Annotated in this window: 13 protein-coding genes; 8 read left to right on the forward strand and 5 right to left on the reverse strand. The window is 73.8% G+C overall.

The window, feature by feature from the left end; genetic code table 11:
- The first annotated feature begins 9 nt into the window (after positions 1-9).
- The 6 genes from OSR43_RS02720 to OSR43_RS02745 all read left to right on the forward strand — a co-directional run bounded on the left by OSR43_RS02720 (position 10) and on the right by OSR43_RS02745 (position 7,895).
- Complete coding sequence (locus OSR43_RS02720) at positions 10-1,710, forward strand: L-aspartate oxidase (RefSeq protein WP_302269474.1); 1,701 nt, start codon at positions 10-12, stop codon at positions 1,708-1,710.
- On the forward strand, positions 1,707-2,615 hold the full coding sequence (nadC, locus tag OSR43_RS02725) for a carboxylating nicotinate-nucleotide diphosphorylase (protein ID WP_302269476.1): 909 nt from the start codon (positions 1,707-1,709) through the stop codon (positions 2,613-2,615). Before OSR43_RS02720 ends, nadC begins: the two co-directional genes overlap by 4 nt.
- Positions 2,616-2,617: 2 nt before the next feature.
- Positions 2,618-3,391 carry a type III pantothenate kinase gene (locus tag OSR43_RS02730; protein WP_302269477.1) on the forward strand — a complete coding sequence of 258 codons (774 nt, stop codon included), beginning with the start codon at positions 2,618-2,620 and terminating at the stop codon, positions 3,389-3,391.
- Between the two features lie 189 nt (positions 3,392-3,580).
- Entirely contained in the window at positions 3,581-3,934 is a 354-nt protein-coding gene (locus OSR43_RS02735) for an Lsr2 family protein (RefSeq protein WP_302269478.1), read from the forward strand.
- A gap of 186 nt (positions 3,935-4,120) precedes the next feature.
- The gene (locus OSR43_RS02740) at positions 4,121-6,718 is read left to right on the forward strand and encodes an ATP-dependent Clp protease ATP-binding subunit (protein ID WP_302269479.1); all 2,598 of its coding nucleotides are present in this window, start codon (positions 4,121-4,123) and stop codon (positions 6,716-6,718) included.
- A 109-nt stretch (positions 6,719-6,827) separates the two neighbouring features.
- On the forward strand, positions 6,828-7,895 hold the full coding sequence (locus OSR43_RS02745) for a glycosyltransferase family 2 protein (RefSeq protein WP_302269480.1): 1,068 nt from the start codon (positions 6,828-6,830) through the stop codon (positions 7,893-7,895).
- Here the strand turns inward: OSR43_RS02745 and OSR43_RS02750 are convergent.
- A complete protein-coding gene (locus OSR43_RS02750; protein WP_302269482.1) occupies positions 7,861-8,727 on the reverse strand; it encodes an A/G-specific adenine glycosylase in 867 nt (288 codons plus the stop codon). The two genes, OSR43_RS02745 and OSR43_RS02750, sit on opposite strands and share 35 nt — an antisense overlap.
- A gap of 79 nt (positions 8,728-8,806) precedes the next feature.
- Between OSR43_RS02750 and OSR43_RS02755 the strand changes: the two genes are divergently transcribed.
- Positions 8,807-9,586: a hypothetical protein gene (locus OSR43_RS02755; RefSeq protein WP_302269483.1), complete on the forward strand. Its 780-nt coding sequence runs from the start codon at positions 8,807-8,809 to the stop codon at positions 9,584-9,586.
- A gap of 72 nt (positions 9,587-9,658) precedes the next feature.
- On the opposite strand, the gene disA is transcribed toward OSR43_RS02755, so the two are convergent.
- Both disA and radA read right to left on the reverse strand, forming a co-directional pair.
- A complete protein-coding gene (disA, locus tag OSR43_RS02760; protein WP_302271554.1) occupies positions 9,659-10,741 on the reverse strand; it encodes a DNA integrity scanning diadenylate cyclase DisA in 1,083 nt (360 codons plus the stop codon).
- Positions 10,742-10,832: 91 nt separating this feature from the next.
- The gene (gene radA, locus OSR43_RS02765; RefSeq protein WP_302269484.1) at positions 10,833-12,251 is read right to left on the reverse strand and encodes a DNA repair protein RadA; all 1,419 of its coding nucleotides are present in this window, start codon (positions 12,249-12,251) and stop codon (positions 10,833-10,835) included.
- Positions 12,252-12,421: 170 nt separating this feature from the next.
- Here radA and OSR43_RS02770 point away from each other — a divergent pair, with 170 nt between their 5' ends.
- Positions 12,422-13,474, forward strand: coding sequence for a LacI family DNA-binding transcriptional regulator (locus OSR43_RS02770; protein ID WP_302269485.1), 1,053 nt, complete (start codon positions 12,422-12,424; stop codon positions 13,472-13,474).
- A gap of 34 nt (positions 13,475-13,508) precedes the next feature.
- Here the strand turns inward: OSR43_RS02770 and OSR43_RS02775 are convergent, their stop codons facing one another.
- On the reverse strand, positions 13,509-14,186 hold the full coding sequence (locus OSR43_RS02775) for a class I SAM-dependent methyltransferase (protein WP_302269487.1): 678 nt from the start codon (positions 14,184-14,186) through the stop codon (positions 13,509-13,511).
- Between the two features lie 17 nt (positions 14,187-14,203).
- A complete protein-coding gene (locus tag OSR43_RS02780) occupies positions 14,204-14,842 on the reverse strand; it encodes a VOC family protein (protein WP_302269488.1) in 639 nt (212 codons plus the stop codon).
- Positions 14,843-14,940 lie beyond the last annotated feature (98 nt).

Raw genomic sequence — 14,940 nt, forward strand, 5'->3', positions numbered from 1 at the left:
CCTGCGGCCATGCCCGGCCCCCTGACCACTGCGCCGGCCCCCGCGCCGGCCGCACCGGTACGCCGCCTCCCGGGACGCCTCAGCGCACCGGACCCGGGGTGGTCCACCCGCGCGGACGTCGTGGTGATCGGGTCGGGGATCGCCGGGCTGACCGCGGCGCTGCGGCTGCGCGAGCACGTCGAGAAGGTCCTCGTCGTCACCAAGGACGTGCTGGCCGCCGGCTCCACGCAGTGGGCGCAGGGCGGGATCGCCGCGGCGCTGGGGGAGGGCGACACCCCCGAGCAGCACGAGGTCGACACCCTGGTCGCGGGCGCGGGTGCCTGCGACCTCGACGCGGTCCGGGTGCTGGTCGGCGAGGGCCCCGAGGCGGTCCACGAGCTGATCGCGCTCGGGGCACGGTTCGACGTCGACGCCACCGGGCTGCTCGCGCTGACCCGGGAGGGCGGGCACCACCGCGACCGGATCGCGCACGCCGGCGGCGACGCCACGGGCGCGGAGATCCAGCGGGCCCTCATCGCGGCCGTGGCGGCGGCCCCCGACATCGAGGTCGTCCAGCACGCGCTCGCGGTCGACCTGCTGCTCGCCGAGGACGGCGGTGTCGCCGGCGTGACGCTGCACGTGATGGGGGAGGGCGAGCGCGACGGCATCGGCGCCGTGCACTGCCGCGCCGTGGTCCTTGCCAGCGGTGGCCTCGGCCAGGTCTTCTCCCAGACCACCAACCCCGCGGTCTCCACCGGCGACGGCACCGCGCTCGCGCTGCGCGCGGGGGCGACCCTGCGCGACCTGGAGTTCGTCCAGTTCCACCCGACGGTCATGTACCTCGGGCCCGACTCCCGCGGCCAGCAGCCGCTGATCTCCGAGGCGGTCCGCGGGGAGGGCGCCTTCCTGGTCGACCACGCCGGGGACCGGATCATGCAGGGGGTCCACGAGCTCGCCGACCTCGCCCCGCGCGACGTCGTCGCCAAGGCGATCACCCGGCGGATGCACGAGACCGGCCGGCCGCACGTGTGGCTCGACGCCCGGCACCTCGGCGCGGCGTTCTGGGAGCGGCGCTTCCCGACCATCCTCGCGACCGCCCGGCGGCACGGCGTCGACCCGGTGACCGAGCCGATCCCGGTGGCGCCGGCGTGCCACTACGCCTCCGGCGGTGTGCGCACCGACCTGTGGGGCCGCACCGACGTGCCGGGGCTCTACGCCACGGGCGAGGTCGCGTGCTCCGGCGTGCACGGCGCCAACCGGCTGGCCTCCAACTCGCTGCTCGAGGGCCTGGTGTTCTCCCGCCGCATCGCCACCGCGCTCCCGGGCGAGCTGCGCCCGTGGGCGGAGCCGGTCCCGGACGAGCGGCCGGCCGGGCTCGTCGCGGGCTCGGTCCGCCCGCGGCTGCAGGAGGTGATGACCGAGCGGGTCGGCGTGCTGCGCAGCGCGGCCGGGCTCGCCGACGCTGCCGAGGTGCTCGGCGGCCTGGCGGGCACAGGTGCCGGGCTCGTCGACCTCGACGCGTGGGAGACCACCAACCTGCTCACGATCGCGGCCGCCCTCACCGACGCGGCGACCCTGCGGGAGGAGACCCGCGGCTCGCACTGGCGCGAGGACCACCCCGAGCGCGACGACGCCCGCTGGGCCGGCCACCTCGACGTGGCCATGACCGACGGGGCCACCACGATCGAGCACCACCCAGCGCCCGCCACCGACGGAGGAGCCGGCCGATGATCACCCCCACGCCGTACGACGCGCTGCCGGCGGGCCTGCTCGCCGAGCTCGAGGCCGGCGGGCTGGACCCGCGCGCGGTCCACGACCACGTGCTGCAGGCGCTGGCCGAGGACGTCCCGACCGAGGACGTCACCAGCGTGGCGACGATCGCCGCGGACGCCCGCGCGGCCGGCGACTTCGGGGCGCGCGAGGCCGGCACGGTCGCCGGCCTCGGCATCGCCGCCCTCGTCTTCCACCTCGTCCTCGGCGACGACGTCGAGGTCAGCGACCGGCTCCCCGACGGCACCCGCGTGCGGCCGGGGGACGTCGTCATGCGGGTCGCCGGGCCGGCCCGCGGCCTGCTGACCGCCGAGCGGACCGCGCTCAACTACGCCAGCCACCTCTCCGGTGTCGCCACCGCCACCGCGGCATGGGTCGACGCGCTGGAGGGCACGCGCGCCGAGGTGCTCGACACCCGCAAGACGCTGCCGACCTACCGCGCGCTGCAGAAGTACGCCGTGCGCTGCGGCGGCGGCCGCAACCACCGCACCAGCCTCTCGGACCGCGCGATGGTCAAGGACAACCACGTGGTGGCGGCCGGTGGGGTGGTGCCCGCCTACCGCGCCGTCCGCGCGGCGTACCCCGACCTGCGCGTCGAGGTCGAGGTGACCGACCTCGACCAGCTGCGCGAGCTCCTCGACGCCGGCTGCGAGGAGATCCTGCTCGACAACATGCCGACCGAGGTCATGGCCGAGGCGGTGCGGATCACGGCCGGCCGGGCCCGGCTGGAGGCCTCGGGCGGGCTGACGTTCGACCGGGCGCGGGAGGTCGCGGAGACCGGCGTCGACCTGATCTCGGTCGGTGCCCTGACCCACTCGGTCGACGTGTTCGACCTGGGCCTGGACCTGCGCGAGGAGGAGGACTAGCCGTGCCGCTGCTCGCCGCCGACATCGGCAACAGCCACACCGTGCTGGGCCTGGTCCAGGACGGCGAGGTCTCCGCGCACTGGCGGGTCGGCACCGACGAGCGCCGCACCTCCGACGAGTGGTCGGTGCTGATCCGGGGGCTGCTCGGCCCCGACGCCGCGACCGTCGACGGCGTGAGCGTGTGCTCGACGGTCCCGGCCGTCCTGCACGAGTGGCGCGACATGCTGGCGCGGCACTTCGCCGACCTGCCGTGCCTCGTCGTCGAGCCCGGCGTGCGCACGGGCGTGCCGGTCCTGATGGACAACCCGCGCGAGGTCGGCTCCGACCGGATCATCAACGCGCTGGCCGCCGCCACCCTCCACGGCGGGCCGGCGATCGTCGTGGACTTCGGCGGCACCGCGACGACCTTCGACGTGGTCAGCGAGCGCGGGCAGTACGTCGGCGGGGCGATCGCGCCCGGCATCGAGATCTCCCTGGAGGCGCTGGGGCGTCGCGGCGCCCAGCTGCGGAAGGTCGAGCTGGCCCGGCCCCGCACCGTCATCGCCAAGAACACCGTCGAGGCGCTCCAGTCCGGGATGGTCTTCGGCGTGGCGGCCCAGGTGGAGGGCATCGTGGCCCGGATGACCGCCGAGCTCGGTGCGGAAGCCGCCGACGTCCGCGTGATAGCGACCGGGCACCTCGCACCCCTCGTCCTCGATGAGTGCTCGGCATTCACGACGCATTCGCCGTGGTTGACGCTGCAGGGACTGGAACTGGTATTCCGCCGCAATAGTTGAACGCGACGGTCGCTCAGGTAAAGAATTGTCGCCGCGCAATTCACTGAATTGGCGCCGTCGCTTTCGTCTGGCAGGATCAATGTCGCCGAATGATGTCGGTGCGGCGCCCGACGCCTCGCCGGCACATCCCCCGATCAATTCGGCGGCGGCTTTATCCCCCGAATTCGGACAGCGACGTCAGGAATAGACATGGCCCAGAAGATCCACATCGTGCTGGAGGACGACCTCGACGGCAGCGAGGCGACCGAGACGGTCTCCTTCGGCCTGGACGGGACCTCCTACGAGATCGACCTGAACGACGAGAACGCCTCGGCGCTGCGCGAGACGCTCGCGACGTACGTCGGCCACGCCCGCAAGGTCAGCGGCGCCCGCCGCGGCGGCGCCGGCCGCAAGTCCGGCGGCGGCGCCGGCGGCGGCTCGAACGGCTCCGGCGGCCCGAGCGCCAAGGAGATCCGTGAGTGGGCGCGGGAGAACGGGTACGAGGTCCCCGACCGAGGTCGCGTGTCGGCCGAGGTCCGTGAGGCGTACGACGCCGCGCACTGACCCACCGCGCACCACCCCCAGCACCACACCACGTCCCACCCGGGGCATCCGCCCAGAGCGTGTTCGCTCTCAGCGGATGCCCCGGGTGCGTTGTTGGGGAACGCGTAGGCTGTCCGCGGGGTTGAGCCTCATGTCCCGTCCACCCCGGATGTGGTGGGCGGTCCCCCAGAACTTGAGGAGCGTTGCATGTTCGAGCGGTTCACTGACCGAGCTCGCCGGGTGGTCGTGCTGGCCCAGGAAGAGGCCCGCATGCTCTCCCACAACTACATCGGGACCGAGCACATCCTGCTCGGCCTCATCCACGAGGGCGAGGGCGTCGCCGCGAAGGCGCTCGAGAGCCTCGACATCTCCCTCGAGGCCGTCCGCGCCCAGGTCGAGGAGATCATCGGCCAGGGCCAGCAGGCACCCAGCGGCCACATCCCCTTCACCCCGCGCGCCAAGAAGGTGCTCGAGCTGTCCCTGCGCGAGGCGCTGCAGCTCGGTCACTCCTACATCGGCACCGAGCACATCCTGCTCGGCCTGATCCGCGAGGGCGAGGGCGTCGCGGCCCAGGTGCTGCAGAAGCTCGGCGCCGACCTCAACCGGGTCCGCCAGCAGGTCATCCAGCTGCTCAGCGGCTTCCAGGGCAAGGAGTCCTCGCAGTCCGCCGCGGGCGCGACGGGCGCGGGCGGCGACGCCCCGTCGTCCTCGCTGGTCCTCGACCAGTTCGGCCGCAACCTGACCCAGGACGCCCGCGAGGGCAAGCTCGACCCGGTCATCGGTCGCGAGCAGGAGATCGAGCGGGTCATGCAGATCCTGTCCCGCCGCACGAAGAACAACCCGGTCCTCATCGGCGAGCCGGGCGTCGGCAAGACGACGATCGTCGAGGGCCTGGCCCAGGACATCGTCAAGGGCAACGTGCCGGAGACACTGAAGGACAAGCAGATCTATACCCTCGACCTCGGCGCGCTGGTGGCGGGCTCCCGCTACCGCGGCGACTTCGAGGAGCGCCTGAAGAAGGTGCTCAAGGAGATCCGCACCCGCGGCGACATCGTGCTGTTCATCGACGAGATCCACACCCTCGTCGGCGCCGGTGCGGCCGAGGGCGCGATCGACGCCGCCAGCATCCTCAAGCCGATGCTGGCGCGCGGTGAGCTGCAGACGATCGGCGCGACCACCCTCGACGAGTACCGCAAGTACCTCGAGAAGGACGCCGCGCTCGAGCGCCGCTTCCAGCCGATCCAGGTCGCCGAGCCCTCGATCGCGCACACGATCGAGATGCTCAAGGGCCTGCGCGACCGGTACGAGGCGCACCACCGGGTCACCATCACCGACGAGGCGCTCGTCTCGGCGGCGACGCTGGCCGACCGCTACATCTCCGACCGGTTCCTGCCCGACAAGGCGATCGACCTCATCGACGAGGCCGGCTCGCGCCTGCGCATCCGCCGCATGACGGCCCCGGCCGACCTGCGGGAGTACGACGACAAGATCGCCGAGGTGCGCCAGCGCAAGGAGGCCGCCATCGACGGCCAGGACTTCGAGGCCGCCGCGCGCCTGCGCGACGAGGAGAAGCAGCTGATCCTCACCAAGTCCGAGCGCGAGAAGCAGTGGCGTGCCGGTGACATGGACGAGGTCGCCGAGGTCGACGAGGAGCTCATCGCCGAGGTGCTCGCCGTGGCGACGGGCATCCCGATCGTCAAGCTCTCCGAGGAGGAGTCCACGCGGCTGCTCAAGATGGAGGACGAGCTCCACAAGCGCGTCATCGGCCAGGACGAGGCGGTCAAGGCGCTCAGCCGGGCCATCCGTCGTACCCGTGCCGGCCTGAAGGACCCCAAGCGGCCCGGCGGCTCGTTCATCTTCGCCGGCCCCTCCGGCGTCGGCAAGACGTGGCTGTCCAAGACGCTCGCGGAGTTCCTCTTCGGCGACGAGGACGCGCTCATCCAGCTCGACATGTCGGAGTTCGGCGAGAAGCACACCGTCTCGCGGCTCTTCGGCTCGCCTCCGGGCTACGTCGGCTACGAGGAGGGCGGCCAGCTCACCGAGAAGGTGCGGCGCAAGCCGTTCTCCGTCGTCCTCTTCGACGAGGTCGAGAAGGCCCACCCCGACATCTTCAACAGCCTGCTGCAGATCCTGGAGGAAGGTCGCCTGACCGATTCCCAGGGCCGGGTCGTGGACTTCAAGAACACCGTCATCATCATGACCACCAACCTCGGTACCCGCGACATCGCCAAGGGCATGAACCTCGGTTTCGCCGGTGCCGCCGGTGGCCCCGGTGACTACGACCGGATGAAGAACAAGGTCTCGGAGGAGCTCAAGCAGCACTTCCGCCCCGAGTTCCTCAACCGCGTCGACGAGATCATCGTGTTCCCGCCGCTGTCGCAGGAGCAGATCGTCGCGATGGTCGACAACATGGTCGCCTCCGTGGAGGTCCGCCTGCGCGACCGCGACATGAAGCTCGAGCTCACGCAGAACGCCAAGAACCTCCTGGCCCAGCGTGGCTTCGACCCGGTCCTCGGTGCCCGACCGCTGCGCCGCACGGTGCAGCGTGAGATCGAGGACGTCCTGGCCGAGAAGATGCTCTTCGGCGAGGTCGGCCCGGGCATGATCGTGCTGGTCGACGTCGAGGGCGAGGGTCCGACCGCGACCTTCACCTTCGAGGGCCAGAAGGTCGGCGAGCTGCCCGACATGCCGCCGTTCGAGACGGCGGGCGTCGAGACCAGCATCGAGACGACGCCGGTCGAGGGCGAGGGCCCGAACGACGAGGCCTCCGGCACGGACGTCCCCCGCTCGGGCGGCGACGACTGAGCCGGACCGGCACACCGCAGCACCCGCCACGGGCGGCACCCACTCCGGGTGCCGCCCGTGCGGCGTTCCTGGCGCCCGGCGCCCGGACAGGACCGCCTAGGGTGGCGACGTGGTCTTCACCGCCAGCACCGTCAAGGACACCCTGCCCAACATCCAGCGGTTCGTGACCGGCAACCTCGCCGGCGGGATCGACCACATGGTCGTCTTCCTCGACGCCGGCGACGCCGAGGTCCGGTCGTGGCTCGACGAGCACCCGCACGTCACCTGCGTGCGCACCGACTCCTCCTGGTGGAACGGCGAGCGGCCGGCCGAGCTCAACGTGCGCCAGCGGATCAACGCGAACGTCGTCAAGGCGGTGCTGAGCCGCCTGGACTGGGCCGAGTGGGTCTTCCACGTCGACGCCGACGAGATCGTGCAGCTCGACCGGGACGTCCTGGCCGCCGTGCCCGCCGAGACGCGGGTCGTGCGGCTGACGCCGCTGGAGGCGGTCAGCCGCAAGCACTGGGACGGCGACCCCACCTGGTTCAAGCGGCTGCTCGGCAAGCCGGACCTGACCCTGCTGCAGACGCTCGGCGTGATCGACCGGCCCTCCAACGGCGCCCACTTCCACGGCCACGTCGACGGCAAGTCCGGCGTGCGCCCCGCGACCGACGTGTGGCTGACCCTCCACCACGGGGTCGACGCCGCCAAGGAGGAGCTGCCGGCGCACACCGACGCCGACCGGCTCCGGCTGCTGCACTACGAGTCCTATTCCGGCGAGGACTTCGTCCGGAAGTGGACCTCGATCCTGGCGGCCGGCCCGATGGCGAACTTCCGCCCCGCCCGCGAGCCCACCGCGGTGGCCCTGCGCGCCCTCATCGCCAAGGGGCTCACCGAGGAGCAGGCCGCGCCGTACCTCATGCGGATCTTCGAGCGCACCACCGAGGACGACTTCGACACCCTGCGCGACCTCGGCCTGCTGGTGGAGATCGACCCGCGCGAGGGCCGGCACGTGCCGGCGGACCCGCCGGAGGGCGGCCTCGCCGACCTCCGGGCGCTGCTCGACGCCGTGCGCGGCGAGCCCAAGCGGCCCTTCCACCCCGGGGAGCCGGCAGCGGCGGTCGAGGAGATCCTGGCGCGCGCCGCCGGCGGGCGCGGCCCGGTCAGGGGAGCGCGTAGCTTCCTGCGTCGGTCCTGACCGCCAGCCCGTCCTCGACCAGCCCCGCCAGGCACCGCAGCCGCTGCGCCTCGTCGGCCCAGGCCGCGTCCAAGGCGCTGCGGTGCACCGCGCCCTCGGTGTCGCGCAGCACGGCCAGCAGCCGGCCCCGGCACTGCCGGTCGGTGCCGGCCCAGGTCTGCACCCTGCGCGGCGGCCCGTCGTACGCCGGGTGGCCGGCCGCGCGCCACGCGCACAGCGAGGCGACGGGGCACTCGGTGCACCGCGGCCGGGCGGCGGTGCAGACCAGCGCGCCGAGCTCCATGACGGCCACCGCCCACGTCGCGGCGGTCGCCTCGTCCTCGGGCACCAGCTCCACGGCGGCCTCGCGCTCGGCCCGGGTCACGTGCTGGGCCGGGAGCTCGACCCCGCCGACGGTGCGCGCGAGGACCCGCCGGACGTTGGTGTCCAGCACGACGTGGCGCTGGCCGAAGGCGAAGCTGGCGATCGCGGCGGCGGTGTAGTCGCCCACGCCGGGCAGCGCCAGCAGCGCGTCCCGGTCGGCCGGCACCTCGCCGCCGTGCCGCTCGACGATCGCCGTGGCGGCGGCGTGCAGGCGCAGGGCGCGGCGCGGGTAGCCCAGGCGGCCCCACATCCGCACCGCCTCGCCGGCGGGCTCCGCGGCCAGGTCGGCGGGAGTGGGCCACCGGTCGAGCCACTGCTCGTGGACCGGCAGCACGCGGGCCACCGGCGTCTGCTGGAGCATGAGCTCCGAGACCATCACCGACCACGCCGACGCCTCGGGCCGCCGCCACGGGAGGTCGCGCGCGTGCGCGCCGTACCAGCGCAGGACGGGCTCGTGGAGGGCGCTCACCGCGACATTCTGACCGGGCGGCGGGCACGTCCGGTGTGGCACCCCGGTTCGACCGCCGCGGCTGGCTAACCTCCTCGCCATGACGACGCTGACCCGCGGGCCCCTGCCGGCTGCGGTGTACTGGCGGCGCCGTCTGGTGCTGCTCTCGGTCGCGCTCGTCCTGGTCCTGGGCATCGGCAAGGTGCTGGGCAGCGGGAGCGACGGCTCGGACCCCGACCGCGCCGCGCCGGCCGCCGCCGACACCAGCCCCACGGCCACCGTGACCGTGCTGCCCTCCGGCAGCGCCACCCCGGGTGCCGCCACCGACGTGACCGCCGGTGCGACGGTCACCGAGGGTGCCTCCACGCCGGGCGCGGCCGGCGGGTCCGGGAAGCCCGGCAAGCCCGGGCAGTCGACCAGCGCCGAGCCGGTGCTGGCGGCGCCGGTCGGGCGCTGCGAGGGCACCGACGTCGCGGTCACCCCCGAGGTCGAGGACGCCGTCGCCGGCAAGGACGTCACCGTCGTGCTGAACCTGCGCACGGTCACCACCCCCGCCTGCACCTGGCGGGTGAACACCGGCAACGTGACGCTGTCGATCACCTCGGGCAGCGACGACATCTGGTCCACCCGTCGGTGCCCGAAGGCGCTGCCGGGCGAGGACGTCGTCGTCCGCAACAACGTCACCACCGCGGTGCCGATCACTTGGAAGAACGCCGCCCGGATGGACGAGGACTGCTCGGGGATCGCCGAGTGGGCGCTGCCGGGCACCTACCACGCGACCGCGGCCGCGCTGGGCGGGGAGCCGAGCGACGCCCGGTTCCTGCTCGAGGCGCCGGTCGCCCCGACGGTCACCAGGACCGCCGAGCCCCAGCGCCGCTAGGCCGCCCGGGACGGCCCGTCGGACGGCTGCCCGGACGGCTGCCCGGACGGCTGCCGGCAGGGCGGCTGCGGGTCAGACGTAGCGCTCGAGGATGGTCGACTCGGCGAGCCGGGAGAGGCCCTCGCGGACCGACCGGGCGCGCAGCTCGCCGACGCCGTCGACGGCCTGCAGGTCGTCGATGCCCGCGGAGAGCAGCTTCTGGAGGGTCCCGAAGTGCTCGACGAGACGGTCGACGACCGCGGCGGGCAGACGGGGGACCTTGGCGAGCAGGCGGTAGCCGCGCGGCGCGACCGCGCCGTCGAGGTGCTCGGCGGTGCCCAGGCCGAGGACGCGCGCCGTGGAGGCGGGGTCGACCAGCTCGGTGGGGGTGAGCGCCTCGAGCTTGGCGATCACCTCCTCGGGGCTCTTGCTGCGCTTGCCGGCCGGCAGGTAGTCGCGGATGACCAGCTCCCGCTCGGCGTCGACACCGGTCACCAGCTCCTCGAGCTGGAGGGAGAGCAGGCGCCCGTCGGTGCCCAGCTCGAGGACGTAGTCCTCGATCTCGCGGGCGATCCGGATCACCATCTCGAGCCGCTGGGCGACCACCGCGACGTCGCGCACGGTCACCAGGTCCTCGATCTCCAGGGCGGAGAGCGTCGAGGCGACCTCGTCGAGGCGCAGCTTGTAGCGCTCGAGGGTCGCCAGCGCCTGGTTGGCGCGGGAGAGGATCTGGCCGGAGTCCTCGAGCACGTGCCGGGTCTCGCCGACGTACGCCGCGATGATCTGCATCGACTGGGACACCGAGATGACCGGGAACCCGGTCTGGCGGGCGACCCGGTCGGCGGTGCGGTGCCGGGTGCCGGTCTCCTCGGAGGGGATCGTGTGGTCGGGCATCAGGTGGACCGCGGCCCGCAGGATCCGGGTGAGGTCCTTGTCGACGATGATGCCGCCGTCCATCTTGGCCAGCTCACGCAGCCCGGTCGCGGTGAAGGGGACGTCGAGCACGAAGCCGCCGGTGGAGATCGACTCGACCGACTTGTCGTTGCCGAGCACGATCAGCGCGCCGGTGCGCCCGCGAAGGATGCGCTCCAGGCCGTCGCGCATCGCCGTTCCCGGTGCGATGGAGGCCAGCGTGGCGCGCAGCCGGAGGACGTCCTCGGAGCGGTCGTTGGCCACCACGCGCGTCCTCCTTCGGACTGGTGCTGCAGGGCTGGCGGGACAGGCGGGCGCGCACGGGGCGCGGCTAGAGCCTAAGCGACGCGGGCCCTCACTCGCCCATGGACGGCAGGCGGCGGGCCTGGACGGCCGTCAGCCCGAGGTAGTGCAGGGCGGAGAGGACCGAGGGGACCTCGACGACCTGCATGCCCTCGACCGTGCGGGCGGTCTCCTCCCGGGGGTCGACCGGCGCGCCGGCGGGTCGGGGGACCAGCGCGGTGCTGAACCCGAGCCGCGCCGCCTCGGCGAGGCGCAGGTCGATCTCGCGGACGCGGCGCAGCTCGCCGGACAGCCCGATCTCGCCCATCGTCACCACGCCGGCCGGAGGCGGCTTGCCCAGGGTCGCCGACGCGAGGGCGACCGCGACCGCGAGGTCGGCGGCCGGCTCGTGCAGGCGCGCCCCGCCCACGGTCGAGGCGAAGACGTCGTGGGTGACCAGCCGGAGGCCGACGTGCTGCTGCAGGACGGCGAGGATCATCGCCAGCCGCGAGGAGTCCAGGCCGGAGGTGGTGCGGCGGGGGCGCTCCTGGGCCGACAGGGTCGCCAGCGCCTGCACCTCGGCCAGCATCGGGCGACGGCCCTCCATCGTCACCGCGACGCAGGTGCCCGGGACACCGGCGTGGTGGTGCTCGACGAAGAGCCCGGTCGGGTCGGCCACGGCGGTGATCCCGTCGGGGCCGAGGTCGAAGCAGCCGACCTCGTCGACCGGGCCGAAGCGGTTCTTCATGGCCCGGACCATGCGGAAGCGGGACCCCCGGTCGCCCTCGAAGTGCAGCACCACGTCGACGAGGTGCTCGAGCACCCGGGGGCCGGCGATCGAGCCCTCCTTGGTCACGTGGCCCACCAGCACGGTCGTGATCCCGCGGGTCTTGGCCATCCGCACCAGCGCCGCCGAGACCTCCTTGACCTGCGTGACGCCGCCCGGGACGCCCTCGACGCCCGAGGCGCCGATCGTCTGCACCGAGTCGACGACCAGCAGGGTGGGGCGGACCTGCTCGACGTGGGTGAGCACCGCCCCCAGGTCGGTCTCCGCGGCCAGGTAGAGCTGGTCGTGCACGCCGCCGGTCCGGTCAGCGCGCAGCCGCACCTGGGACGCGGACTCCTCGCCGGTGACGTAGAGCGTCCGGTGCTGGTAGCGAGCGGTCTGCGCCGCCACCTCGAGCAGCAGCGTGCTCTTGCCGACGCCGGGCTCGCCGGCCAGCAGGATCGCGGCGCCCGGCACCAGCCCGCCGCCGAGCACGCGGTCGAGCTCCGGCACGCCGCTGGAGCGGTACGTCGCGTCCTGGACGTCGACCTGGCCGATGGGGACCGCGGGGGCGGTGACCGGCGTGGCGGCCTGCCTCGGCGAGGGCGAGGCCGCCGCCTCGGCGACCGAGCCCCAGGCCTGGCACTCGCTGCAGCGGCCCACCCACTTCGGGGTCTCCCAGCCGCACTCGGAGCAGCGGAAGGTCGGGCGCGGCGGCTTGGGCATGGCGCGAACGCTAGGCGAGCCCGCCGACAACGCCGGGGAGGGCCCGCCGCGGGGCTGTGGAGGGCGCGCCGCCCGAGCGTCACTGGACGGACGGGGCCCGCGTGCGGCGTACCGCGGCTATATTGCCTTTGGAACGATCCAGAGCAGCGACGTGACGGCGGAGGTCGAGGGTGGCGCGCATCCCCGGGCGACAGCCCACCGCGCCGCCGACCCTCGCGGACGTCGCGGAGCGGGCGGGCGTCTCGCGCCAGACGGTCTCCAACGCCGTCAACAACCCCGACCTGCTGCGCTCGGACACGCTGGTGCGCGTGCAGGAGGCCATCGAGGAGCTCGGCTACCTGCCCAACCGTGCGGCGCGCAACCTGCGCACGCGGGCCTCGCACCTCGTGGGCCTGCGCATCAACCCGGTCCAGGAGGGCACGGCGAGCGCGATCATGGACCGGTTCGTCCACTCGCTCGTGGAGACCTCCCGGGAGGCCGGCAAGCACGTCCTGCTCTTCGCCGGGGACCCGCTCGACCCGCTCGCCGGCTACGACGACCTGCTGCGCTCGACCGCCGTCGACGCCTTCGTCGTCACCGACACCTACCTCGGGAACCCGCAGGCGACGTGGCTGGGCGCGCGGCGGGCGCCGTTCGTGGCGTTCGGCCGGCCCTGGGACAACCCGGGGGCGAACCATCCCTGGGTCGACGTCGACGGGGCCGCCGGGTGCGACCTGGCCACGACCCACCTGCTCGACCAGGGCCACCAGCGGATCGCGTGGATCGGGTGGCGCAAGGACTCCTGGATCGGCGAGGACCGCCGCAGCGGCTGGACCCGCGCCATGCGGGCGCGCGGGCTGGCCACCACGGGCCTGGCCTCCCGCGTCGAGGACACCGTCGCCTCCGGGCGGGGCGCGAGCGCGGTGCTGCTCGACGAGGCCCGGCCCTCGGCGTTCGTCTGCGCCTCCGACACCCTCGCCATGGGCGTGCTCCACACGCTCGCCGAGCGCGGGCTGGTGGCAGGGCGCGACGTGGCGGTCGTCGGGTTCGACGACTCCCAGGTCTCCCAGGTCGTCCCGCCGGGGCTGACCTCGGTGCGCCAGCCGCTCGAGGAGGTCGCCGTGGAGGTGGTCAAGGCGCTCGAGGGACTGCTCGCCCACCCTCCGGCCGTGGGGCCGGGCGTGCTCCTCACCCCGACGCTCACCGTGCGCGGCTCGTCCTCCGCCGTCGGCTTCGGCGCCTAGGCACTCGCCGCGCCGCTCCCGCCGCTCCCGCCGCTCAGAAGGTCCGCCACCACAGGTTGACGGCGTAGTCGACGGTGGTGCCCTCGTGCTCGGCGAGCACCTCCTCGGCCACCGAGGTGGGCAGCTCGATGCGCACGACGGCCTCGAGGTCCGCCCGGGACGAGAAGGACCAGCCCACGTCCAGCGGCACGCGGGTCCATCCCCGCTGGGCCCAGAACCGCTCGACCGTCGCCGGCTCCGGCAGGTGCGGGAAGCCGCGGCGGAACCACCGCCCGAAGGTCGAGCGCGAGGCGTCGTTGTCGATGACGAACGCGGTGCCGCCGCGGCGCACGACGCGGGCGAGCTCGGCGAGGCCGGGCTCGCAGCCGGGGCCGAAGAAGTAGGCCCAGCGGGCGTGCGCGACGTCGACGGAGCGGTCGGGCAGCGGGACGGACTGCGCGGTGCCGGGGGAGACGGTCACGTTCCCCGCCCGGCGGGTACGACGCCGGGCGAGCGCGACGAGGTCGGGGTGCGGCTCCACGCCGACCACGTGGGCGGCCGTGGCGGCGAACCGCGGCAGGTGGAAGCCCGAGCCGCAGCCGAGGTCGAGGACGGTGCGTCCGGCCCACGGCGCGACCGCGGCCATCGCGGCCTCGATCCGGCCCTCGGGGTCGACGGCGCGGTTCTCGACCTCGTAGGTCGCGGTGTGGTGCCAGATGTTGGGGCTGGGCACCGCACCCGGCACGACCGTCAGAGGCGGACCAGGCCGTTCGGGGTGTTGATCTGCGCGGCGATGATGCCCGGCGTGCCGTGCGGGGCGACCCACTCGACCTTGACGTCCTCGAGCGGCGCGTCGACGGTCTCGCCGAGCCACTCGCTGACCCGCTGCGGGTCGCCGGCGATCTCCAGGCAGGCCAGGGACCAGTCGACGTCGGCGCCGGCGGACGGGTGGAGCTCGGCGGGGCTCTCCCACTGGACGAAGAAGGGCAGCTGCGGGTCGGCGATCAGCCCGTTGACGCCGATCTGCTTCCAGCGCAGCTCGGTGCCGTCGGGGCGGTGCCGGTTGCCCTGTGCGGCCTGCCGGCCGAGGCGCTCCTCGACCGGGGTGATGTCGGGGACGGCCACGACCCAGCCGAGCCAGCCGCCGCCGAGGGCGGAGCGGGCGCGGACGGCCTGGCCGAAGGGGGCCTTGTCCGAGGCGGGGTGGTCGAGCACCTCGACGATCTCGAGGTAGGTGCCGCCACCGAGGGCGAGGGTCATGTTCCGCGTGCCGAAGCGCGGGTGCACGCCTCCGTCGCTGAACTCCCGGCCGAGCAGTCCCCCGATGCGCTGGGCGGTGCTGGCCAGGCCATCGGGTCCTGCGGCGTACGAGAGATGGTCCAAGCGCATGTCGGCATTGTGCGCGAGAGGCGCAGATCACCCCCACACTGGGGTGGAGGTCTCTTGACGTCGAGAGGACTTGTGTGTCCGTGACCACCCGGGCCGGG

The sequence above is a fragment of the Nocardioides sp. Arc9.136 genome (genome assembly GCF_030506255.1).
Classification (GTDB): Bacteria; Actinomycetota; Actinomycetes; order Propionibacteriales; family Nocardioidaceae; genus Nocardioides.

What these genes read in the sequence shown, in the direction of transcription:
- radA (WP_302269484.1), bottom strand. Translation starts at nt 12,251, where the DNA reads ATGCCCAAGCCGCCGCGCCCGACCTTCCGCTGCTCCGAGTGCGGCTGG.
- OSR43_RS02720 (WP_302269474.1), top strand. Translation starts at nt 10, where the DNA reads ATGCCCGGCCCCCTGACCACTGCGCCGGCCCCCGCGCCGGCCGCACCG.
- OSR43_RS02780 (WP_302269488.1), bottom strand. Translation starts at nt 14,842, where the DNA reads ATGCGCTTGGACCATCTCTCGTACGCCGCAGGACCCGATGGCCTGGCC.
- OSR43_RS02735 (WP_302269478.1), top strand. Translation starts at nt 3,581, where the DNA reads ATGGCCCAGAAGATCCACATCGTGCTGGAGGACGACCTCGACGGCAGC.
- OSR43_RS02740 (WP_302269479.1), top strand. Translation starts at nt 4,121, where the DNA reads ATGTTCGAGCGGTTCACTGACCGAGCTCGCCGGGTGGTCGTGCTGGCC.
- nadC (WP_302269476.1), top strand. Translation starts at nt 1,707, where the DNA reads ATGATCACCCCCACGCCGTACGACGCGCTGCCGGCGGGCCTGCTCGCC.
- OSR43_RS02755 (WP_302269483.1), top strand. Translation starts at nt 8,807, where the DNA reads ATGACGACGCTGACCCGCGGGCCCCTGCCGGCTGCGGTGTACTGGCGG.